Here is a 24,288-nt window from a genome sequence, read left to right as displayed (position 1 = left end):
TTGCTCAAAGAGGTAATTAATAAATGATCAAACCAATTATTGTAGGAAACTGGAAATTAAATGGTAATAAAATATTTATTAGAAATTTTTTTCAGTTATTAAATCAGTTTTTAAATCCATATCATAAAAAATGTACTACAATCATTACACCGCCTATTTTATATATTCCTTTAATTCAAAAAATATTATTTTCTGATAAAAAAAATTTTTTTTTAGGATCGCAAAATGTTGATATTCATACTTTTGGTCCGTTTACAGGAGAAGTTTCTCCATGTATGTTAACAGATATTGGGATTAAACATGTTATTATTGGTCATTCAGAGAGACGATTTAATCATAAAGAAAGTAATACATTGATTGCAAAAAAGTTTCATATTTTAAAAGAAAATAAATTAATTCCTATTTTATGTATAGGAGAAACAAAAGAAGAAAAAATAAATAAAAAAACTAAGGAAATATGTAAAAAACAAATAGATATAATATTTGATATATGTGGTGCTTATGCTTTTGATAATTCCATTATTGCATATGAACCTATTTGGGCAATTGGTTCTAATCATTCGGCTAAACCTAAAGAAGCTCAATATATTTCTTATTTTATACGTAATTATATAAAGAGTAAAATTACTCATAAGATTAAAAATTTTTTTATTCAATACGGGGGTTCTGTTACCGATAAAAATGCACAAGAATTAATTCTTCAAAATGACATTGATGGTTTTTTAGTTGGTGGCGCTTCTTTAAAAATAAAAGAATTTACTAAAATTATAGAAATAGCAAATATGTAAAATATAATATTGTACATAATTTAATATTAAAAATTTTGATAATAAATCAATTAATTTTAATAAATATCAAAAAAATTTATATTTTTTTATAAAAATATAAATTTAAAATATAATTTTAATTCTCAATTAAATTTTTAAAAATAATTGTTTTAATTATTTATAATTAAATTATTTTTAAGCGCCGGGATACCGGCACTTATTATATTATTATTATTTTTTATATTAAAATTTAATTATTATAATATTTGATTGTATTAAATAAATCATATTCAAAAGATTTTTTCATATGTGATAAAGCATAACCAATGTCATTATGAATAATTTTATTGTTTATAATTCCGATACATTTTCCTTTCTGCCCCTTTAATAATAATTGTACTGCATATATTCCCATTCGCGACGCAAGAATTCTATCATAAGCAACTGGAATCCCCCCTCGTTGAATATATCCGAGTGTTATTGCTCTCGTTTCTTGATTTATTTCTTTTTGAATATATTTCGCTAATTTATTTACATCACATATATTTTCAGTGATTGCTATAATCGCGTGTTTTTTTCCTTCGTTAATTTTTTTTTTTATTTCTAATAATAATGATTCTTTTTTATAAACAATTTCTGGAATAATAATAAATTCACACCCCCCAGCTATAGATGCAAATAAAGTTAAATCCCCGCAATAACGTCCCATAATTTCTATTATTGAAATACGTTGATGTGAAATAGTAGTATCTCTTAATTTATCAATAGCATTTACTATAGTTTCTAAAGCAGTAAAATACCCAATAGTATAATCTGTTCCCGAAACATCATTATCTATTGTGCCAGGTATTCCAATACATGGAACCCCCATATCTGTTAAATATTTTGCTCCTATATATGACCCATCACCACCAATAATAATTAAAACATCAATTTTTCTTTTCAAAAGATTGTTTATAGCTATAAGCCGTACTTTTTCTGATTTAAATTCTAAAAATCTAGAAGAACCTAGAAATGTTCCACCCTTATTAATTAAATTAGAAACATCGTTATGATACAAAGGTGTCATTGTATTCTTATATAAACCTAAAAAACCATTATGAACCCCAATGACTTCTAAATTATTATTTAAAGCTGTATACACTATAGAACGAATCGCTGCATTCATTCCTGGAGAATCACCCCCGCTGGTTAAAACTCCTATTTTTTTAATCATTATAATTATACAACCTTAATTTTTATATGTATTTTAATAATATAAAAATTATTAATATCTCATAATATATAAAAAGTATATTATTTATAAAAATTAAAAATATATAAAAAAAAAATTATATTTTTAATATGTTTATTAAAATATATTTATATAATAAAATTATTTATAATTTAAATATTAATGAGATTATAAAAAATTTATTTAAAAAAATATTTTTTATAAATAATAATATCTTATTGGTTTATTTTCACTGGAGAATTCATATACAATCGGGGAACCTGTAGAAATATCTAAATTTATAATATCATTGTCATTAATTTTATTTAAATATTTTATTAATGCGCGTAATGAGTTACCATGAGCTATAATAATGATATTTTTATTTTTTTTTATTTGCGGAATAATTTTAGATTTCCAAAAAGGAATAACTCGATTAAATGTTTTTTCTAAACTTTCAGAAGTTGGTATTTCATTTTTTTTTAATTTTTTGTACTTTTTATTATTTATTAAATTATTGTATTCTTGAGTATTTAAACATGGGGGGAGTGTCGTAAAACTACGTCTCCATAATTGAACTTGTTTTTCCCCATATTTTTTTGTTGTTTCTTCTTTATTTAATCCTTCTAAAGAACCGTAATTACGTTCATTTAATTTCCAAGATTTATATACTGGTATCCACATATGATTTAAATAATCTAAAATTATCCATGTGGTTTTAATTGCTCTTTTTAAAACAGATGTATAAGCTATATCAAAAGAAAAATGATTTTTTTTTAGCAATTTTGCTGCATTTAACGCCTCTTTTTTTCCTTTTTTTGATAAATTTATATCCTTCCATCCTGTAAATTTATTTAATTGATTCCATTTACTTTCCCCGTGTCTCATTAGAATTATTTTTTTTATATTCATATATTACCTAAATTTTTATTTTTATAATAATTTTTTGTATAAATTTAATATCATATTATTATATGATGACATATATTATTAATATAATAAATATTTTATTATTTTTATAACGATATGTATATATATTTAATATTAATTAAATAGTAGTATAATTATCAATTATTTATAAAATATTATTTTCTAATTATTTTGATTATACGTATTTGATATATAGCAATAATTTTATTATTTGTACAATAAGCATTAAAAATAAATTATTATTTTTTTATTTAAATAAATATTAAATATTTTTTTTATTCTGTATATATATTAAATATGGGATATAAATTTTATGAATTTATCAAATTTTAATATCATATTTTATATATCAATTATGATGCGCGAAAAATCTTCTATAATATCTTTTATATAATTTAAAAATTGTATTGCTTGTTTTCCATCAATTAATTGATGATCATATGATAATGCTAAATACATCATAGGTAATATTTTTATTTTATTAAACATTACTACAGGTCTATTTTTAATATGATGCATACCTAAAATAGCTACTTGTGGATAATTAATAATAGGGGTTGACATTAATGAACCAAATACACCTCCATTAGTAATTGTAAACGTACCAGATTCTAAATCTTCTAATTTCAGCTTTCCATTTTGACCTAATGTAGAAAAAGATTTAATTTTTCTTTCAATTTCAAACATAGATAAATAATTAGTATTTTTTAAAATAGGAGTGACTAACCCTCTTGGTGTTGATACCGCAATATTAATATCATAGTAATTATGATATATAATATCAGCACCATCAATTGATGCATTTATTTCTGGAAATATTTTTAATGCTTGAGTTACTGCTTTTACATAAAAAGACATATAACCAAGTCTAGATTCATATTTTTTTTCAAAAATATCTTTGTATTTTTCTCTTAATGAAATAATAGGTTTCATATTAACTTCATTAAAAGTTGTTAGCATTGCTGTTTTTTTTTTAGTTAATAATAATCTTTCAGAAATTTTTTTTCTTAATGGATTCATGGTAATTCTATTAACACTGCGATTATCTATATTTTTATTGTTAAATATTTTTTTTGGATCTATTTTTTTATTTAGTTCTTTTTTTTGTTTTTTATGTATGTCATTAATAATGAATTTTTTTTTTGTAATTTTACCGTGTATTTGAATACCTTTTATTTTTTTTTTATTTATCTGATTATATGAAATTAATCTACGCATTTTAGGGGTAAAAAAAAATAAAGAGTTATTCTTTTTTTTAACTTCATTATTTATATTATGCAATTTTTTTTTAAAATCAGTTGGTTGAATATATCCTAGTATTGACTGTGATTTTATTTTTTGACCTGTTAATAATATTTGTGATTTTAAAATACCATTTATAGGAGATGAAATTTCTAATATAATTTTGTCTGTTTCAATTTCAGAAATAAGTTCATCTTCTTGAACATAATCCCCTATTTTTTTATGCCATTTTAACATAACTGCATTATTAACAGATTCAGGTAAATCTGGTGCTAAAATTTTGATATTTTTTTTCATAGATTTCACTTATTATTTTTTTTCTATTTATATAGAAAATGCTAATTTTATAATTTTTATTTGTTGTGTTTGATGATTAATAAAATTTCCTTCAGCGGTAGAAGATAATTTTGGTCGACCAGCATATTTTAATTCTGTTTTGTTATAATTTATTAAAATATGTTTTTTAAAATAAAAATACACATATGACCAACTACCCTGATTCCTTGGTTCTTCTTGACACCATATAAAATTTTGAATATTGATAAATTGATGTAGGATATTATTTATTTTCAAAAAAGGAAAAGGATATAATTGTTCAATACGAATTATAATTGTATTAGCAATATTATTTTTTTTATAGAATGCTAATAGTTCGTAATAAATTTTTCCTGAACAAAAAATAGCACGATATATTAAATTTTTTTTGTTATTTAATTTTGTAAGTAATATTTTATGAAATTTTTCAAGTAATAATTTTTTAATAGAAATAAATGTTAATGGATTTCTTAATAATGATTTTGGAGTAAAAATAATTAATGGTTTTTTAGATAAACTTTTTCCTTTTTTTAATAAAATATGATACATTTGAGATGCTTGAGTTGGTATATATATTTTTATGTTTTTTTGAGCACATAACTGTAAATATCTCTCTAATCTTCCTGAAGAGTGTTCTGGTCCTTGACCTTCATATCCATGTGGTAATAGAATTACTAAAGGTGAAGAATAACCCCACTTTTGTAAACTTGATACTATGAACTGATCAATAACAATTTGTGCTCCGTTTGAAAAGTCACCAAATTGAGCTTCCCATATATTTAATAATTTATTAGATACCATGGAATAACCATGTTCAAATGCTAAAACAGATTCTTCCGATAAAACTGAATCCCAAATGTAAAATGATCCCGTTAAATTATTTAAATTTTTTAAAGGAGTATATACAATATTTTTTTTTTGACAAACTATAGAGATGTGTCTATGACAAAATGTTCCTCTACTTACATCTTCTCCCGTTAATCGACATGTAATACCATAGTACATTAAAACAGAATATACTAAATTTTCTGCCATCCCCCAATCTAATGGAATTTTATTTTTTATCATTTGAGTTCGATTGTAAAAAATTTTTTTTATTTGATGATGCATAATAAAATTTTTTGGTAATTTAAATAAATGTTTAACTATTTTTTTTATTTTTTTATAATTAATTATTTTCAAATTTATATTTTTAGATAAGATGTTTTTTTTACATAAAGAGATTTTATTTGTTACATCTATATCAGAATTTTTAAAAGTGTTAGATAATTTATTTAGATAATATGTATATAATTTTTCATATGTAATATTTTCATTATTTATTATTTTATTAATTTTGTTGAAATATAAATGACATATACGTTTATGTTCATTAATTAAATGATACATTTTGGGTTGTGTGATATAAGGATCGTCTGCCTCATTATGACCTAATCGTCTATAACAAATTAATTCAATAAAAACATCTTTTTTAAATAAATATCGAAACTTTAAAGCTAATTTAATAATAAAAATGACTAGTTCTGGTTGATCTGCATTAACATGAAATATAGGCGCATTAATCATTTTTGCAACATCTGTACAATAAGTACTTGTTCTGAGATATTGTTGATTAGATGTAGTAAAAGCAATTTGATTATTTATAATAATATGTATACTTCCAAAAACACAATATGCCGGAACTTGAGACATATTTAATGTTTCTTGTATAACTCCTTGACCAATAAAAGCAGCATCACCATGTATAATAATTGGTATAGAGTGATCTTTGTTTTTTGTTTTATCTATAAAAAATTTACAACACCCGATAACAACTGGTGTAATAATTTCTAGATGAGATGGGTTATCTAATAAATTAATTTCAATTTTTTTTTCTTTTAATTTAATAATTTTTTTAAATCCTAAATGATATTTTACATCGCCTGTCCTGTAATGATTATTAAATAGTTTTGAGTTACTTTTAAACATATTTATAACATTATATTTCAGTACATTATGTAAGACATTTAGTCTTCCACGATGAGCCATGCCTAAGAATATTTTTTTTGTTTTTTTTTTTATGCAAAACATTATAACTTTTTTTAAAAGAGGAATTAAAACATCACATCCTTCTAATGAAAATCGTTTACTTCCTGGAAATTTAGTATGAATAAATTTTTCAAAAGTAGTAGATTGAATTAAATCTTTTAATATATTTTTTTTATTTCTATTAGATATAGAATTTGTAAAATCATTATTTTCAATATATTTTTGTAACCATTTTTTTTCATACGCATTATTAATATGCATATATTCAAAACCTATATAACTACAATATTTTTTCTTAAAAAATGAATATATATCTTTAAAAGAATTAATATTTTTTTTAAAAAATAAAAAATTAAAATTTATTAAGCAATTTAATTCCTCTTTTTTTATTTTATAGAACGAATATGATAACTCAGGTATATTATTTTTTATTTTGTTTACAGCTAATGGATTCAATTGTGATATATAATGTCCAAAATTTCTATAAGCATTTATAAAATTTAAAAATTTTTCTTTTACAATTATAGAATTATTTTTAAATTTTGATTTTTTAAAATTATATTCAAGATTTTTATTTTTAAGATCATCACAAACGGTATCGTTATATTTAAAATTTTTTTTATTAGATAGTTTATCAAATACATTTTTCCATGATATATCTAATTTTTTAGAATCAGATAAAAATTTTTTATAGATATTGTCTAAAAATGATTGATTATTTGAATATAACCATCCTTGATTATTACAGAAAGGTATTTTTTTTTTGTTTTTCATTTTTATTTTATACAAATTTGCTAAATATCAATAAATTAAAATATTAATTGATATTTAATTTTATTAAATGGGGTTATAAATATCGATAAATTTGATATCTAAATCTTTATCTTGTTTAGATAACCATTGACCTAGTAAATAAATTCCTGATTTTTCTGTAGCATGATGTCCTAATGAAAAAAAATGTATATTATTTTCTTCTGCTATATGTATTGTTTCTTCTGAAACTTCACCAGTTAAATATGCATCAATATTTGAATTTATAACTTGATTAAAAAAATTTTGTCCTTTTCCTGTACACCATGCTACATTTTTAATGTATTTTGGTCCTGTATATCCATAATGAAATGGTTTTCTTTTTAATTTTTTTTTGATTGTCTTTATTAACGATTTTGCAGTATGTTTTTTTTTAAATTTTCCTATTGGAATATATGGAGAAATATAATCATAAATAGAAATATTTAATAGTTTGCCTAATTGAGTATTATTACCTATTTTTGGATGAAGATCTAAAGGTAAGTGCCAACTATATAAATTAATATCATTAGATAGTAATGTTTTTAGTCGATTTTTATACATACCTAAAACTTTTTTTTCCTGATTTTTCCAAAAATAACCATGATGTACAATAATAGCATCTGCATAATATTTTACAGCTATATTTAAAAGATTCTGACATGCAGTAACTCCTGTTATAATACGTTTTATTTCTGGTTTTCCCTCTACTTGTAAACCATTAGGTGAATAATCGTTTTTATATTTATTATTATTTAATTTTTTGTTGATTATTTTTTCAAGAAAGAAATTATTCATATTAAAATACTCTATATTTTTTATATATTTCTATTTCTTTATATAAAAAAATTTTTTATAGTAAAAAAATTATTTTAAAATATTTATTTTTGTTATTTAAATAAAAATTTAATTAATTTGATATAAAGATAAATTTTTTTAATTGTAACAATACTTACTTAAAATGATTTATATAATTTTTTCAATTTTATTAGATTATGAATATATAATCTTTAAATAAAATTTAATTTTTTTAATAAAAAAATATTTATTTATTAAATATTTTATATCAATATAATTATTAATTTTTAAAAAAACAAATAATTATTGTATGTTTCACTAAATGTAACAATATAATTATTTTTATTATAATTAAATTAATTCTTTTAATTACAAAAAAGATTATTTAGTTTAATTACTTTGAAAAATATATTTTTAAATAATTAAAAAATTATTTAAAAATTTATTATAATATAATAAATAAAATTTATAAACAAAATATTTTTCATTTTTCTTTCTATTTTTATGGAAAGAAATCTCTAATTATTAAAAAAAATAGTTATATTTTATAAAATAAATATTCATTATCGAAAGGTGAATAAATGAAAGAAATAGGTATTTTTTATGGAAGTGATACCGGAAATACTGAAAAAATTTCTCATATTATACATAAAAAAATAGGAATAGATAAATCTGATATATTTGATATTTCGAATACTTCCTTAAAACAAATGGAAAAATTTAAAATTTTATTTTTTGGTATATCTACATGGTATTATGGTGAATTACAGTGCGATTGGGAAGAATCTTTAAATTTATTAAATAAAATAAATTTGAATAATAAAATCATTGCATTATTTGGATGTGGTGATCAAGAAGATTATTCCGAATATTTTTGTGATTCAATTGGAATTATGTTTAATATTTTAAAAAAAAAAAATGCAAGATTTGTTGGTGCGTGGCCAATTGTAAATTATAATTTTGAATCTTCAAAAGCTAGAAAAAATAAAACACATTTTTTAGGTTTAACTTTAGATGAAGACAATCAACCTCAATTAACTAAAAAACGTATTAATCAGTGGTTAAAATTAGTTATTTTAGAAATTAATAATTTATACAAATAATTATCATACACATTATAGAATGTTATTCTAATCTGTATTTTAAAAGTAAAAATAATTTTATTTATTAAATAATAAATATATTATATTATATATTTTTTAATTGTAATTAAATGTATTTTTTGACAGTATCAAAATATATGATATTGAATACTGTCAAAAAAAATTTATTTAATAATTTTAAATTTGTAAAATAAATATTTATTTATCATAATGAGATCCATTCCGCTAAGTCTAAAACTTTGTTAGAGTAACCTACTTCATTATCATACCATGATATTAATTTAAAGAAATTATTATTTAACGATAAGCCAGCTTTTGCATCAAATATTGAAGTTAAATGTGATCCATTGAAATCGCTAGATACTACTTCTTCATCTGTATATCCAATAATATTTTTCATATATGTTTTTGAAGCTGAATGAATTACTGAACATATATCTTCATATTTTACTTTTTTATTTATTCTTACAGTAAAATCTACTACAGATACATTAGCAACCGGTACTCTAAATGCAATGCCGGTAATTTTATTATTTAATTCAGGAAGTATTTTTCCAACAGCTTGTGCTGCTCCAGTAGAAGCAGGTATTATATTTTGTAATGCGCTTCTCCCCCCTCTCCAATCTTTTAATGAAACTCCATCGACTGTTTTTTGTGTCGCTGTTGTTGCATGAACTGTAGTCATTAGACCTTCAATGATTTCAAATTCATCATTTATAATTTTTGCTAAGGGAGCTAAACAATTTGTCGTACATGATGCATTTGAAATAATTTTTTGACCATTATATTTACTAAAATTAACCCCTCTAACAAACATTGGTGTATCATCTTTTGGGGGTCCTGTTAATATAACTTTTTTTGCCCCTGCAATTATATGTTTAACAGCAGATTCAGTCGTTAAAAATATACCAGTTGATTCAATAACAACATCAACATTTAAAGATTTCCAGTCAATTTTTTCAGGTTTTTTTTCTGAAAAAATATAAACTTTTTTATTATTTATAATTAATGAGTTATTTTTTTCTTTAATAGAACCTGAAAATAAGCCGTGAGTTGAATCAAATTTCAACATATATGCTATATATTTTGCTTCGGATAAATCATTTATTGCAACTATTTCTATATTTGGTTTATTTTGAGCAATCCTAAAAATCATTCGACCAATACGCCCGAAACCATTGATAGCAATTTTAATTTTCATATAAATAATTACCAAAAAATTTTAAAGTTTATTTTGAATATAATTATTAATGATATAATAATATATAGAAATATATTTAGTATCTTTTTTATTAAAAATATTTTGATATAATTAAAAATTATTTTTTATACATTTCTGAAATAAAATGTTTAATAACAAAATATATTTCTTAAAAAATCAATATAAATATATTAATTTTTATTTACTATTAATATATAGTAATTCTATTTAGATAAAATATTTATAATATATAATAATTATTTTTATACTTACAATATATAATTGAATTATATAAAATACAGTATTTTATGTAAATAAAAATTTGTATATAATAATTATTATTAAATTTACTTCTTTATTAATATAAATATTAATAAATTTTATTATTTTATATAATAAAATAATATTATTTAATCTAATTTAAATATTAAAAAAAATATTATTATTAATATAAGTATATATTTAAATATACATATATTAAATATAATTTATTTTCTAAATATATAATTATATCATGTGTAATAATAATTACATTGTTATTCTTTTTGTTTATAAATAATGGAATATATTTCTTCAATGAAAAAAAATATAGAAAAAAAAATAGAAAAAAATAATTTTTCTAAATTAATTTTTAAAAAAAAAATATTTCAAAAAAATCAATTTGTTATACATATTAACTATGGTATTGGAAAATATATTGGTTTGTCTACTTTAAATACTAAAGGTATTATAATGGAATATTTTGTAATAATGTATTCTAATAAAGTTAAATTATATGTACCTATAACGTCTTTAAATTTAATTACCTCCTATAGCCAACCAAATACTTTATTAAAAGTTTCTTTAAATACTTTAGGTAATAAAAAATGGTCAACAGAATGCGGAAAAATTAAAAAAAAAATATATGATACAGCAGTTCAGTTGGTGCATACAAAATCCTATAGGTCCTTAAAAAAAGGATTTTCTTTTAAAAAAAACTCTTTGAAATATAAAAATTTTTGTAATCAATGCTTATATTCAATAACTAATGATCAAAAAAAATCTATTAAAGAAATTATTCATGATATGAAGGAATCTTCTCCTATGGATCGGTTATTATGTGGAGATGTAGGTTTCGGAAAAACAGAAGTTGCTATGAGAGCAGCCTTTATAGCTTTAGATAATAATAAACAAGTTGCTTTGCTTGTCCCGACTACACTATTAGCACAACAACATTATGATACTTTTAAGAATAGATTTTTTAAATATAAATATACAATTGATACATATTCACGTTTTACTTCAATAAAAAAAGAAAAATATATAAAAAAAAGAATACAAAAAGGATCAATAAATGTTTTAATTGGAACACACAAGATTTTATCAAAATATTTAATATGGAAAAATTTAGGATTACTAATCATTGATGAAGAACATCGATTCGGGGTACACCATAAAGAAAAAATAAAAGAATTATATATTAATATTGATGTATTAACTTTAACTGCAACGCCTATTCCTAGAACTCTGAATATGTCTTGTTTAGGAATTAGAGATATATCGATCATATCTACACCACCAAAGAAACGTTTAAAAATAAAAACTTATGTAAAATATTTTAACCCTCAAATTATTAGAGAGGTTATTTTAAAAGAATTAAAAAGAGGAGGACAAGTATATTATATATATAATACAATAAAAAACATAGAAGAAAAAAAACAATATTTATCTCGTTTAATACCGGAAGCTCGAATTCAAGTCAGTCACGGTAAAATGCATAGTAATGATTTATATAAAATTATGTTTAATTTTTTGAATAAAAAATTTGATGTATTAGTATGTACAACTATTATAGATACTGGAATTAATATTATCAATGTGAATACTATGATTATAGAACACGCAGATAAATTTGGATTATCACAATTACATCAGTTAAGAGGGCGAATTGGTAGATCTGAAAAACAAGCATATGCATTTTTTTTCATATCAAATCAAGTAAAAATTAATGAAAAAGCAAAAAAAAGATTAAATCTTATAGAATCTTTTACAAATTTAGGATCTGGTTTTACATTATCTACATATGATTCAGAAATTAGAGGAGTAGGTGAACTATTAGGAGAAAATCAAAGTGGACATATTAATACTATTGGAATTAAATTATATAAAAAATTTTTAAATCAAGCCATTAATTTTATTATAAAAAATAAAAAACATATTTCATTTAAAGAATCAAATTTACAAGATACTTCTGTTGATTTAAAGTTAAATGTATCTGCAATTTTACCTGAAAATTATATTCATAATATTAATATTCGATTAATCTATTATAAAAAACTTTCAAATATAAAAAATAATAAGGAATTAAAAAAAATAAAAAATGAAATAAATAATTTATTTGGTACATTACCTAGATATGCAAAAAATTTATTTTTGTTAACAAAAATAAAAATTCTTTCTAAAAAAATTGGAATAAAAAAAATTCAATTTCACATTAAAAAAATATGTATCGTATTTTATAAAAATAATATTTTAAATATATCTTGGTTATATAGAAAAATAATAAAAAAACCAAAAAAATGGAAAATATTTAAAAATAAACTTTATTATTATAAATTATTTATACGAGATAAAGATTTATTAATTTGGATTGAAATTTTTTTACAATCAATAATTAAAGAAGAAATTAATTATAAAAATTAATACTTTATAACACTTAAAAAAATATTGAAATAATTTTTTATTACTAAAAATAAAATTTTATAGATAAATTAATCATAATGTTTTATGTTCATTTAACAAATTTAAATGTTATTAAATATCAGTTTTTTTAATTAAAAAAATGTTTTATTGGAAAAAATATGAAAAAAAATATTTTTATATCTTGTTCTATTAGTAAACATATTGAACACTGGATTTTAAAAAAAAATTGTATTTTATCTAAAATAAGAATTATTTCTGTAGATAATATACCGCAACCTTTAAAATATAATGAAACAAATAAATTATTATATGTAGGTGAAAAATTTAGTAATAAAATTACCACATATAAAATATATTCGAATAATAAAATAAAGAAAATACATGAAATTTCTATAAGAAATACACCAAATTATATTTCAATTAATCAAAATAAAAATATATTATTTTGCGCTTCTTACCATGGAAATGAATTTTATGTTTTCTCAGTAAATCAATTTGGACTTATTATAAAAAATACTCATATTTTTAAAAAAATTTATGGTTGTCATTCTGTTAGAATGCATTATAAATATAATTTAATATTTGTAACTTCTTTAAAAAAAAATAAGATTTATATTTATAAAATTGTTCATGATAAAGAAAATAAAATTAACTTAATTTTAAAAAATGTTACTATAACAACACAGAACAGTGGTCCAAGACATATTACTTTTCATCCTTTAAATAACTATATATATTCTATTAATGAATTAAATGGAACTATTGATATTTGGATAATTGAAACTATAACATTTACATTAAAATTAATTCAATCTATTTCATTGATATTTAAACCTTATGTGCATTCAGCTTGGTCTTCAGATATTCATATTCATCCTAGTGGAAAATATTTATATGCATGTGATCGTGCAAATAGTATTATTTCTCTATTTTCTGTTAACTGTAATACTGGTACCTTATTGCATAAGCATACCTATAAAACTGAATTACAACCTCGTTCATTTAATATTAGTAAAGATGGAAAAATATTAATTGTTATTGGAGAAATTTCTAATAATATGAAAATTTATCACATTAATTTATGTAATGGTTATTTAAGTTGCAATCAAATACAATCAGTTGGTAAAAATCCTTTATGGATTCTCATAGAATAATAATTAATAATATATTTAAAAAAATATTCTAAAAATAAATTATATTTCTATAATAACTAGAAGACGTATAAAATGATTGTAAAAATAATATTTATATAAAAATTTATATATGATATTAAAATTTTTAATAAAAATTTATGTATATAAAATTATGTTACATATTATATGTAACATAAAGTATTTTTTTAAAATATACTTTCTATTAAAATTATTTTTTATAAAAATAAAATATAAATATATTTTATGTGGTATATATTGGATAATTTTTACATATTGTTTCTATTTTTTTTCGTATTGTTTTTATTTGATTTAAATTACCCGGGTTATCTAAAATGTCACACATCCAGTGAGTTATCTTGATAACAACATTTTTTTTAATATTACGTTTAGCTATTGCAGGGGTTCCAATTCGAATACCTGATGTAATAAATGGTTTTTGTCTATCATTAGGAACAGAATTTTTATTAACAATAATTCCCGCTTTAGAAAGTAAATTACTCGCTTCTTTACCGGTAATGTTTTTATTAGTTAAATCGATTAATAATAAATGATTTTCTGTTTTTCCTGATACAATTAAAAAATTTCTTTTTAAAAATATTGTAACCATTATCTTAGCAAGAGATAAAATATTTTGTTGTAATTGTATAAATTTTGAACTTAAAGCTTCTTTAAAAGCAATTGCTTTCGCTGCAATAACGTGCATTAAAGGGCCCCCTTGACTTCCAGGAAAAACTGAAGAATCTAATTTTGAATATAATTCTTTATTTCCACAATTTGAGATTATTAACCCACCTCTAGGACCGCCTAAAGTTTTATGTGTAGTAGAACTAACTACATGTGCATATTTTATTGGATTTGGATATAATCCAGTAACAACTAAACCAGCAATATGTGAAATATCTACAAAAAAATAAGCATTTATTTCATCTGCTATTTTTCTCATATATTTCCAATCACATATACCAGAATATGCTGAAAATCCACCAATAATAATTTTAGGGCGATATAAAATAGATAAGTTTTTTAATTTTTGATAATCTATTTCACCAAATTTATTGATACCATATGCATATGATTTATATATTTTGCCTGAAAAATTTACAGAAGAACCATGCGTCAAATGTCCCCCATCATTTAAATTCATACCTAAAATAATATCATTTGGTTTCAATAGAGCCTGAAAAATAGCAAAATTAGCTTGAGAACCAGAATGAGGTTGTACATTAGCATAATCTACACAAAATAATTTTTTTGCTCTATCAATAGCAATACTTTCTATTCTATCAATAATATTACATCCATTATAAAAACGATTTCCAATATATCCTTCTGCATATTTATTTGTTAGACAAGAACCTTGAGCTTCTAATACAGATCTACTAGCATAGTTTTCTGAAGCAATTAAATTAATACATAATTCTTGTCGAATTTTTTCCTTATTAATTAAATTCCAAATATCAGGATCAGATTTTTTCATCTTATTATTTATCATATATGTTGTATGCTTATTTTGATTAATTAGATATTAATAATATTTAAAATTTATTTAAAGATATCTTATAAATAGATTATTTTATAAATATATAATTTATTTGTTTAAATATATTCTTTATTAAAAAATATACATGGATTTTGAAAAATACGATTAATTGATACAATTTTTTTTGTTTTATTAAAAATATTTTTAATTAATACTTGATTTGAATTTAAATAATTTGAGTATAAAATTAATAAAAATTTTGATCTTGTTTTCTTTGATATGCTAAAAAAATTTTTTTTTTTAAAAGTTTCTAAATGGGTATTAATTTTTAATTGAGGCCAAATTAAACGTAATTTTTGAGATATATATACTGCAAATACTGAATATATTGAGTCCATAAAAATAATATTAATGTCTATAAAAAAATTTTTATAATAAAAAGGATGAATTAATTTTTTTAAAATTAGTAATCTATCCATTCCAAAAGCAAAACCAATTGCTGGATTTTTTTTTCCTCCTAAATATTCTATTAACTTATCATATCTTCCTCCAGCACAAATAGTATTTTGAGCGCCTAATAGATCTGATTTCCATTCAAATACAGTATCATTATAATAATCTAATCCTCTAACTAATTGATTGTTTATAATATAATCTATTTTAGATTTTTTTAGTAAATTACATAATTGTTTAAATCGATTATACGAATATAAATTTAAGTAATTATTTAATAATGGAGCTGATTTTAATAATTGAATTGTATTTTTATTTTTACTATCTAAAATTCGAATAGGATTCATAGATAATAACTTTTGTTCATATGTATTTAATTGATATTTGTTTTTTTTAAAAAATTTTTTTAAATCTAATGAAAAATTATTTCTATCTTGTATGCATCCAATTGAATTAATTTCTAATTTTAGATATTTTAATAAATTTAATTTTTTCCAAATACTTATAGTTAACATTATTATTTCATAATCGGATATAATATTCTGTAAACCAAAAAGCTCTACTCCTAATTGATAAAATTGTCTAAAGCGTCCCTTTTGAGGTCGTTCATAACGAAACATAGGTCCACAATACCATAATTTTTGAATTTTAGAATTATAAAAAATATTATTTTGTATGCACGCACGAATACAACTAACTGTTCCTTCGGGTCTTAAAGAAATTTTTTTTTTTTTTTTATCATAAAAATTATACATTTCTTTATTAATTATATCAGTTTGATCTCCAATAGCTTTTTTAAATAATTTTGTCTGTTCAACAATTGGAAAACGAATTTCAGAATATGCATAATTATATAAAATTTTTTTTATAGTTTCCTCAATTGTACTAAGATAATAAGTCTCAGAAGGAAGTAAATCATGCATACCTCTAATTGATTGGTATCTTATCCCCATATAATATTAAATATCCTTTATTAAAATTGTTAATTTTTTATTTTTTTAAATTTTTTTTAATAAACATGTTTTTTACTAATTAACTGCCCACATGCAGCATTAATATCAGATCCTCTATTTTTTCTAATAGTAACAATTAAATTTTTATTTTTTAAATAATTAGAAAAATTAATAATTCTTTTATGAGTACTACATTGATAATGAGAATTTTTAATAGGGTTCCAAGGAATTAAATTAATTTTACATGGTATATCTTTTAATAAATGCATTAATTCTTTAGCGTGATGTAAACTATCATTAATCTTTAATAACATTACATATTCTATTGTAACTATACCACGATTGGCTGTAGATTTACTTAAATAATTTTTAACTGATGATAATAATAAATTAATATTATAAATTTTATTAATAGGCATGATCATATTACGTATATGATCATTAGGCGCATGTAAAGAAATTGCCAACGAAATATCTATTTTTCCCGCTATTTTATTTATCGCTGGAACAATACCAGAGGTTGATAATGTTACTTTGTTTTTAGAAAAATTAAAACCATAGTTACCTAATATAATATCAATTGCAATTATAATATTTTTTAAATTTAATAAAGGTTCTCCCATACCCATCATAACAATGTTTGTGACTGAAGGTAAAATTAGTTTTTTTAACTTGTATTGATTTAATTTGTTTATAACGAACCATATTTGACTAATAATTTCTGAAACTAGTAAATTTCGTGTATATCCTAATTGCCCTGTAGCACAAAACCCGCATTTTAAAATACACCCCGCTTGAGATGAAATACATAAAGTAGCACGTTTTTTTTCTGGAATATATACTGTTTCAATAAATTCAGTTTTAAATAGAAAATTCCATTTTATAGTTCCATCAGATGATTTTTTTTTTTTAATATATTTTGGTAATTTTACTATAGATGTATTTTCTAATTTTTTTTTTAAATTATTACTTAAATTACTCATTTTATTAAAATTTATACAATGTTTTTTATAAATCCATTCCATTATTTGTACGGCTCTAAATTTTTTTTCCCCTAACTTCAAGACAAAATCTTTCATTTTTATTAAATTAAAATTAAGTAAATTAATTTTTTTTTTTTTTTTTTTTTTTAATTTTTTTTTTTTTAGCATTTTTTTTTTCCATTTTATTTTTTTTTTTTTTTTTTTTTAAATAAAAATAAAATTTTTAAATTTATTAAAAATAAGTATATAATAATCATTTTTTTTTATAAAGGAACTAATTTTTATAAAAATTTTTATTTATAACAAATATATAAAATAATATTATAAAAGAGAGTTATTATATGAATCCAATATTAAATATTGCAATTAGAGCCATTCGAATTGGTGGAAAAATTATTACTCAAAATTATGACTCAAAAAATATTACTTATCATTCTGAAAAAAAAAAAAATTTATATTGTATAAACAAAATAAGAGAAAAAATTTTTTCTACTATGCACTCTATTATATATCAATCATATCCTCAACATTCTATTATTAATATATATTCTAAAAAAAAAATTGTTTTTTATGCTGATCAATGGTTGATCAATCCTTTAAATGGAACAATGAATTTTATTCAAAAAATACCTCATTTTTGTTTATCTATTCTTATTAAAGAAAAAAACCAAACTTATATATCCGTTATTTATGATCCTATTAAAAATGATTTATTTACAGCTATTAAAGGGCAGGGATCACAATTAAATGGTTTTAGAACAAGATGTTCTGAATATAACAATATATATAATAAAATTTTTGCATTTTATTTTAAAGAAAAAAATACAAAAAATATGTATTTATACACTTTATTGACACAATATTTTTTACAAGAAAAAATATCTTTAAGGAAAACAGGATGTTCTATTCTAGATTTAGCATATTTATCTTCTGGAAAAATTAACGCTTATATTGGATTTAATGAGAAATATTTACATATTATTTTCGGGGAATTACATATTAGAGAATCAGGAGCACTAATAACTGATTTTATTGGAGGGCACGATTATATTAAAAGTAAATTAATATTGGCTGGTCAGGCTAATATTTTAAGATATATTTTAAAAAAAACACGTATACTAAGTAATGATTATTTAAAAAAAACAATTAATAATAATTCACATATAAAAAATATAAAAAAAATTTAAATAATCATTACTATAAATAATTTATTAAAAATTATTTTAATTTTATAATATATAGAGATATTTTATATATTATAAATTTACTGAATTAAAAATATTATTTATAGCACTAGAATTTAATTCTAAAAAACATCCAGATTTAAGATTTTTTGGTAGTACGGTTTTACCATAGCGAATACGAATTAATCGATTAACTTGTATACCAACAGACAACCATAATAAACGTACTTCTTTATTTTTTCCTTGTAATAATGATACTTTAAACCATTGATTTTTTTTTTGATAATTTAAATTAATAATTTCATTAAATTTTGAAATAGAATTACCTATTTTAATTCCTTGTTTTAAAATAAAAATTTTTTTTTTTGATATTTTACCAAATACCCTAACTAAATATTCTCTTTTAATTTGATAACTAGGGTGCATTAATCTGTATGCTAATTCACCATAATTTGTAAATAATAATAAACCGGAAGTATTCATATCTAATCTACCAATACTAATCCATTTAGAATCAATTAATTTAGGTAATTTTTTAAAAACAGTAATTCTATTATATTGATCTTTATTAGTACATATTTCTCCAATTGGTTTATTATAAATAATAATTTTTACTATATCTGTTTTTAATAAAATTTTTTTATTATTTAAAATAATATATTGAATATCTTTTTTTATAAATCGTTCGCCTAATAATACAATTTTTCCATTGATTTTAATTAGTTTATTACGTATTTTTTTTTCAATACTACGACGTGAACCTAATCCGGAATTAGATAATATTTTTTGTATTTTTTCTTTCATAAATTTTTCCAATATATATGAATATAATATAAGTATATAATTGATTATTTAAAATCGAGAATTTGATAATATGTCTATATTGTATAAAATATTTTTTAATCATATAAATATTTTTTTTATAAAAAAAATGTTATTATGAATTTAATATTAATTCATAATATATATTTTTTTTAAAAAAAATAATCATTAAACATGAAATTAATAATATTTTTAAAGAATTTAAAATATTATAAATAGATATAATTAATTTATTAGTAAATATATTTGATATATCTTGAATTATTTTTAGTATTTTATAAAAATTAATAAAATTAGTATTTATATCAATAAATTAAATAAAAATTTTTTACTAAAATAATTAATTTCTTAATATATGCATTTAAAAAAATGATTCTCTAAATAATCAACATAATAATAAATGTTTTAATGATAATTAAATATATTAAAAATATAAATATAACAAATATAAAAATTATTTTTAATAAATGTATCTTAAATATTTAGTTGTATATATTAAAGACATATAATATAGTATATTTATATTTAAATTAGTATTAAAAATAATTTTAATATTATTATGTTGTAATAAAATAATTTTATATAAAAATAAAATGAAAAAAATTCTAAAAAAAATATACACTGGTACATGTTTAACTGAAAAAGAAAGTTTTATATTATTTAATCATATTTTATATGAAAAACTTAATAATATTCAAATATCTGCTATACTTGCCATTATGGCATCTCGAACAGAAACATATGAAGAAATTATAGGCGCAAGAGAATCAGTTATACAGCATATGAAATATTTTCCTGCACCTAATTATAGTATTTCTGATATTGTTGGTACGGGTGGTGATCAAAAAAACAGCTTTAACATATCTACAGTCAGTTCAATTGTTGCTGCTGCTTATGGAATAAAAATTGTAAAAATGTGTAATATAAACTCATCTAGTAATTCCGGATCTGCAAATTTATTACAAAAATTACAAGTAAATTTAAAAATATCACCTAAAAAATCACGAAAATGTCTTGATCAATTTAATATTTGTTTTTTATTTGCTAATTTTTATTTAACAAGTTTTAAAAAAATATCTAAAATTCGCAGTTTGTTAAAAACAAAAACGATTTTTAATATATTAGGTCCATTATTAAATCCTGCTAAACCTACTTTTGCATTAATAGGTGTATATAAAAAAGATTTAATGCCGTTGTATGCAAAAATATTATCTAATTTACAGTATCAAAGAGCTATTATTGTGCATAGTGGGGGTATAGATGAAGCTACATTATATGATAATATATATATAACAGAAATAAATAATAAAAAATATACAGAATATATTTTATCTCCTAAAGATTTTGGTTTAAAAAAATATTCTAAAAATTTTATTTTAGAAAAAAATGAAGCAGAAAATTATACAGAAACAATCAAATTATTTAAGGGTATAGGAGAGCCTGTATATGTAAAAACAGTAGCTATTAATGTAGCATTATTAATGAAAGTATTAGGATATAATAATCTATCTCATAATACATTAAATATTTTAAATTTTATTAATTCAGGTAAAATTTATAATTTTGTTCTTAAATTATCCAAATTATTTAATTAAATTAAATTATGAAAAATAACATTATTTCTAAAATATTACAAAGTACATATAGCTGGATTCAATATAAAAAAAATAATTTACCTTTAAATTCTTTTTATAATAAGATCAAACAATCAAAAAATTGTTTTGAAAAAGCATTAAAAAAAAATAATCCATCATTTATATTAGAATGCAAAAAAGCATCACCATTAAATGGTGTATTTAAAAAAAATTTTAATATTTCAAAAATAATAAAAATCTATAATAAATATGCTGATGTTATTTCGATAATTACAGAAGAAAAATTTTTTCATGGTAATTTTAATTATTTATTAGAAGCGCATAATAAAACAAAAAAACCTTTATTATGTAAGGATTTTTTTATTGATCCATATCAAATATATTACGCGCGTTATAATAAAGCGAATGCAATTTTATTAATGTTATCTATTTTAGATGATACTCAATATATTAAATTATCAAATATTGCTAAAAGTATGAATTTAGGTATTTTAACAGAAATACACACATTTAATGAATTAAAGCGTGCATTATTGTTAAATGCTTCAGTAATTGGAATAAATAATAGAGACTTAAAAAATCTTTCTATTAATATAAATAATACAAGAATATTAGCTCCATTAATTCCTAAAAATAAAATTATTATTTGTGAATCAGGAATTGATAGTTATAAAAGTATTCGTTCTTTACGTAGTACAGTAAATGGTTTTTTAGTAGGAACACATTTAATGCGTTCTAAAAATTTAGAATTTTCTACTCGAAAATTAATTTATGGCGATAATAAAATTTGCGGTTTAACAAAAAATAAAGATGCACATATCGCAGATAAATCCGGTTGTATATATGGAGGATTAATTTTTGTCCCTGAATCACCTAGATATATTAACGATCAAATGTGTGAAAAAATTATTATGAATAATTTGTTACGATATATCGGTGTTTTTTGTAATGAAGAAGATAAAAATATTCTTATAAAAGTTAATAAGTTTAATTTATATGGAGTTCAATTACATGGAGGAGAAAATCAAGAATTTATTAGAAGATTAAAAATCTTATTACCAAAGCATGTGCATATTTGGAAATCTATTTCAATGAATAAAAACACAATAATAAATAATATTGTCTATATTAATCGTTATTTATTAGATAATAAAAAAGGTGGAACCGGAAAAACATTTGATTGGAATTTAATTAAAAAAGTTAATACATCGAATATGATGTTATCAGGAGGATTAAATTTAAAAAATTGTTTTTTAGCATCTACATTAGGTTTTCGTGGACTAGATTTTAATTCAGGATTAGAAATATCACCAGGAATTAAAGATCCTAAAAAAATTATATCAGCATTTAAAATATTGAGATATTTTCCTAAAAATAAAAATTTATCAAACTAAACAATTAAAAATATGACAATATTAAATCCTTATTTTGGAAAATTTGGTGGAATGTATGTCCCGCAAATTTTAATTCCAGCTTTATATGAATTAGAAAAAACATTTATTGAAGCAAAAAAAGATAAAAAATTTAAAAAAAAATTAAATATGTTATTACATTCTTATGCTGGAAGACCCACTCCATTAACATTATGTAGAAATATTACAAAACATACTAACACTAAAATTTATTTAAAAAGAGAAGATTTATTACATGGTGGGGCGCATAAAACTAATCAAGTATTAGGACAAGCATTATTAGCAAAAAGAATGAAAAAAAAAAATATTATCGCTGAAACGGGAGCTGGTCAACATGGGGTTGCTTCTGCTATAGCTTGTTCTTTATTAAATTTGAAATGTCGTATATATATGGGAGAAAAAGATATTCAAAGGCAATCACAAAATGTATTAAGAATGAAATTACTTGGTGCAAAAGTTATTTCAGTAACATCTGGGTCAGCAACACTTAAAGATGCTTGTAATGCTGCAATGAGAGATTGGGCAAATAGTTATTCTAATTCTCATTATATGATTGGTACTGCAGCTGGTCCTCATCCATATCCAACTATTGTTAAAGAATATCAAAAAATTATTGGAAAAGAAACTAAAAGACAATGTCTATTAAAAGAAAAAAACTTACCAGATTTTGTTATAGCTTGTGTTGGTGGTGGGTCTAATGCTATTGGAATATTTTCTTCTTTTATTAACGATAATGCTGTAAAATTAGTTGGAGTAGAACCTGCGGGTTTAGGTTTACATACAGGAAAACATGGTTCTCCTATACATGATGGGAAATTAGGAATTTATTTTGGAATGAAATCATATCTCATGCAAAATAATGATGGACAAATTCAAAAATCTTGGTCAATTTCAGCTGGTTTAGATTTTCCTTCCGTTGGACCAGAACATGCTTGGTTAAATTATATCAAAAGAGTTAAATATGTAACTATTACTGATGAAGAAGCAGTTAGTTCTTTTTTAAAATTATCAAGATTAGAAGGAATTATCCCTGCTTTAGAATCATCACATGCTATTGCATATGCATTAAAATTAATGCATAAAAATCCTGATAAAAAACAAATTATTATTGTTAATTTATCTGGTCGGGGTGATAAAGATCTTAATACTATTAATAATAAAATAAATTAATAAATATGAGTAAA

General features: G+C 20.7%; 18 protein-coding genes. 8 read left to right on the top strand and 10 right to left on the bottom strand.

The genetic code is table 11. The features are described from left to right. Window positions 1-23: 23 nt before the first annotated feature. A complete protein-coding gene (tpiA, locus tag BUCIPICE3303_RS00995; RefSeq protein WP_154049258.1) occupies window positions 24-788 on the top strand; it encodes a triose-phosphate isomerase in 765 nt (254 codons plus the stop codon). Window positions 789-1,017: 229 nt separating this feature from the next. Here tpiA and pfkA read toward each other — a convergent pair whose 3' ends face one another. The 5 genes from pfkA to BUCIPICE3303_RS00970 form a co-directional block, all read right to left on the bottom strand. After that, window positions 1,018-1,983, bottom strand: a complete 966-nt coding sequence (pfkA, locus tag BUCIPICE3303_RS00990; RefSeq protein WP_154049257.1) for a 6-phosphofructokinase — start codon at window positions 1,981-1,983, stop codon at window positions 1,018-1,020. Between the two features lie 216 nt (window positions 1,984-2,199). Next, on the bottom strand, window positions 2,200-2,892 hold the full coding sequence (gene gpmA, locus BUCIPICE3303_RS00985) for a 2,3-diphosphoglycerate-dependent phosphoglycerate mutase (RefSeq protein ID WP_154049256.1): 693 nt from the start codon (window positions 2,890-2,892) through the stop codon (window positions 2,200-2,202). A gap of 360 nt (window positions 2,893-3,252) precedes the next feature. Then, window positions 3,253-4,449: a dihydrolipoyllysine-residue succinyltransferase gene (sucB, locus tag BUCIPICE3303_RS00980; RefSeq protein WP_154049255.1), complete on the bottom strand. Its 1,197-nt coding sequence runs from the start codon at window positions 4,447-4,449 to the stop codon at window positions 3,253-3,255. Between the two features lie 27 nt (window positions 4,450-4,476). Then, window positions 4,477-7,269 carry a 2-oxoglutarate dehydrogenase E1 component gene (locus tag BUCIPICE3303_RS00975; RefSeq protein ID WP_154049254.1) on the bottom strand — a complete coding sequence of 931 codons (2,793 nt, stop codon included), beginning with the start codon at window positions 7,267-7,269 and terminating at the stop codon, window positions 4,477-4,479. Window positions 7,270-7,332: 63 nt separating this feature from the next. After that, on the bottom strand, window positions 7,333-8,082 hold the full coding sequence (locus BUCIPICE3303_RS00970; protein ID WP_154049253.1) for a Nif3-like dinuclear metal center hexameric protein: 750 nt from the start codon (window positions 8,080-8,082) through the stop codon (window positions 7,333-7,335). Between the two features lie 581 nt (window positions 8,083-8,663). Here BUCIPICE3303_RS00970 and fldA point away from each other — a divergent pair. Further along, window positions 8,664-9,185, top strand: coding sequence for a flavodoxin FldA (gene fldA / locus BUCIPICE3303_RS00965; RefSeq protein WP_154049252.1), 522 nt, complete (start codon window positions 8,664-8,666; stop codon window positions 9,183-9,185). Between the two features lie 205 nt (window positions 9,186-9,390). Here fldA and gap read toward each other — a convergent pair whose 3' ends face one another. Then, a complete protein-coding gene (gap, locus tag BUCIPICE3303_RS00960; RefSeq protein WP_232512969.1) occupies window positions 9,391-10,395 on the bottom strand; it encodes a type I glyceraldehyde-3-phosphate dehydrogenase in 1,005 nt (334 codons plus the stop codon). A 567-nt stretch (window positions 10,396-10,962) separates the two neighbouring features. Here gap and mfd point away from each other — a divergent pair. Together mfd and BUCIPICE3303_RS00950 are read left to right on the top strand one after the other, a co-directional pair. Further along, window positions 10,963-13,068, top strand: a complete 2,106-nt coding sequence (mfd, locus tag BUCIPICE3303_RS00955) for a transcription-repair coupling factor (protein ID WP_154049250.1) — start codon at window positions 10,963-10,965, stop codon at window positions 13,066-13,068. Window positions 13,069-13,226: 158 nt separating this feature from the next. Next, window positions 13,227-14,222, top strand: coding sequence for a beta-propeller fold lactonase family protein (locus BUCIPICE3303_RS00950; protein ID WP_154049249.1), 996 nt, complete (start codon window positions 13,227-13,229; stop codon window positions 14,220-14,222). Between the two features lie 241 nt (window positions 14,223-14,463). Here BUCIPICE3303_RS00950 and glyA read toward each other — a convergent pair whose 3' ends face one another. From glyA to rlmN, 3 genes are all read right to left on the bottom strand, one after another. After that, entirely contained in the window at window positions 14,464-15,714 is a 1,251-nt protein-coding gene (gene glyA / locus BUCIPICE3303_RS00945; RefSeq protein WP_154049248.1) for a serine hydroxymethyltransferase, read from the bottom strand. A gap of 104 nt (window positions 15,715-15,818) precedes the next feature. Further along, window positions 15,819-17,108 carry a histidine--tRNA ligase gene (gene hisS / locus BUCIPICE3303_RS00940; protein WP_154049247.1) on the bottom strand — a complete coding sequence of 430 codons (1,290 nt, stop codon included), beginning with the start codon at window positions 17,106-17,108 and terminating at the stop codon, window positions 15,819-15,821. A 56-nt stretch (window positions 17,109-17,164) separates the two neighbouring features. Beyond that, window positions 17,165-18,259, bottom strand: coding sequence for a 23S rRNA (adenine(2503)-C(2))-methyltransferase RlmN (gene rlmN / locus BUCIPICE3303_RS00935; RefSeq protein WP_154049246.1), 1,095 nt, complete (start codon window positions 18,257-18,259; stop codon window positions 17,165-17,167). Between the two features lie 173 nt (window positions 18,260-18,432). On the opposite strand from rlmN, the gene BUCIPICE3303_RS00930 reads away from it, so the two are divergent. Next, complete coding sequence (locus BUCIPICE3303_RS00930; protein WP_154049245.1) at window positions 18,433-19,278, top strand: inositol monophosphatase family protein; 846 nt, start codon at window positions 18,433-18,435, stop codon at window positions 19,276-19,278. Window positions 19,279-19,347: 69 nt separating this feature from the next. Here the strand turns inward: BUCIPICE3303_RS00930 and BUCIPICE3303_RS00925 are convergent, their stop codons facing one another. Beyond that, window positions 19,348-20,079 (bottom strand): pseudouridine synthase, encoded by a 732-nt coding sequence (locus tag BUCIPICE3303_RS00925; RefSeq protein WP_154049244.1) that lies wholly within the window; start codon window positions 20,077-20,079, stop codon window positions 19,348-19,350. Window positions 20,080-20,690: 611 nt separating this feature from the next. On the opposite strand from BUCIPICE3303_RS00925, the gene trpD reads away from it, so the two are divergent. Genes trpD through trpB form a run of 3 tightly spaced genes read left to right on the top strand, consistent with a single transcriptional unit; the run spans window position 20,691 to window position 24,274 of the window. Beyond that, window positions 20,691-21,692, top strand: a complete 1,002-nt coding sequence (trpD, locus tag BUCIPICE3303_RS00920; protein ID WP_154049243.1) for an anthranilate phosphoribosyltransferase — start codon at window positions 20,691-20,693, stop codon at window positions 21,690-21,692. Between the two features lie 8 nt (window positions 21,693-21,700). Further along, complete coding sequence (trpCF, locus tag BUCIPICE3303_RS00915; RefSeq protein WP_154049242.1) at window positions 21,701-23,086, top strand: bifunctional indole-3-glycerol-phosphate synthase TrpC/phosphoribosylanthranilate isomerase TrpF; 1,386 nt, start codon at window positions 21,701-21,703, stop codon at window positions 23,084-23,086. Window positions 23,087-23,098: 12 nt separating this feature from the next. Then, entirely contained in the window at window positions 23,099-24,274 is a 1,176-nt protein-coding gene (gene trpB / locus BUCIPICE3303_RS00910) for a tryptophan synthase subunit beta (RefSeq protein WP_154049241.1), read from the top strand. Window positions 24,275-24,288: the final 14 nt, after the last annotated feature.

This window comes from Buchnera aphidicola (Cinara piceae) (assembly GCF_900699035.1).
Taxonomy (GTDB): domain Bacteria; phylum Pseudomonadota; class Gammaproteobacteria; order Enterobacterales; family Enterobacteriaceae; genus Buchnera_F; species Buchnera_F aphidicola_AV.
This window is presented reverse-complemented; position numbering and strand designations above follow the sequence as displayed.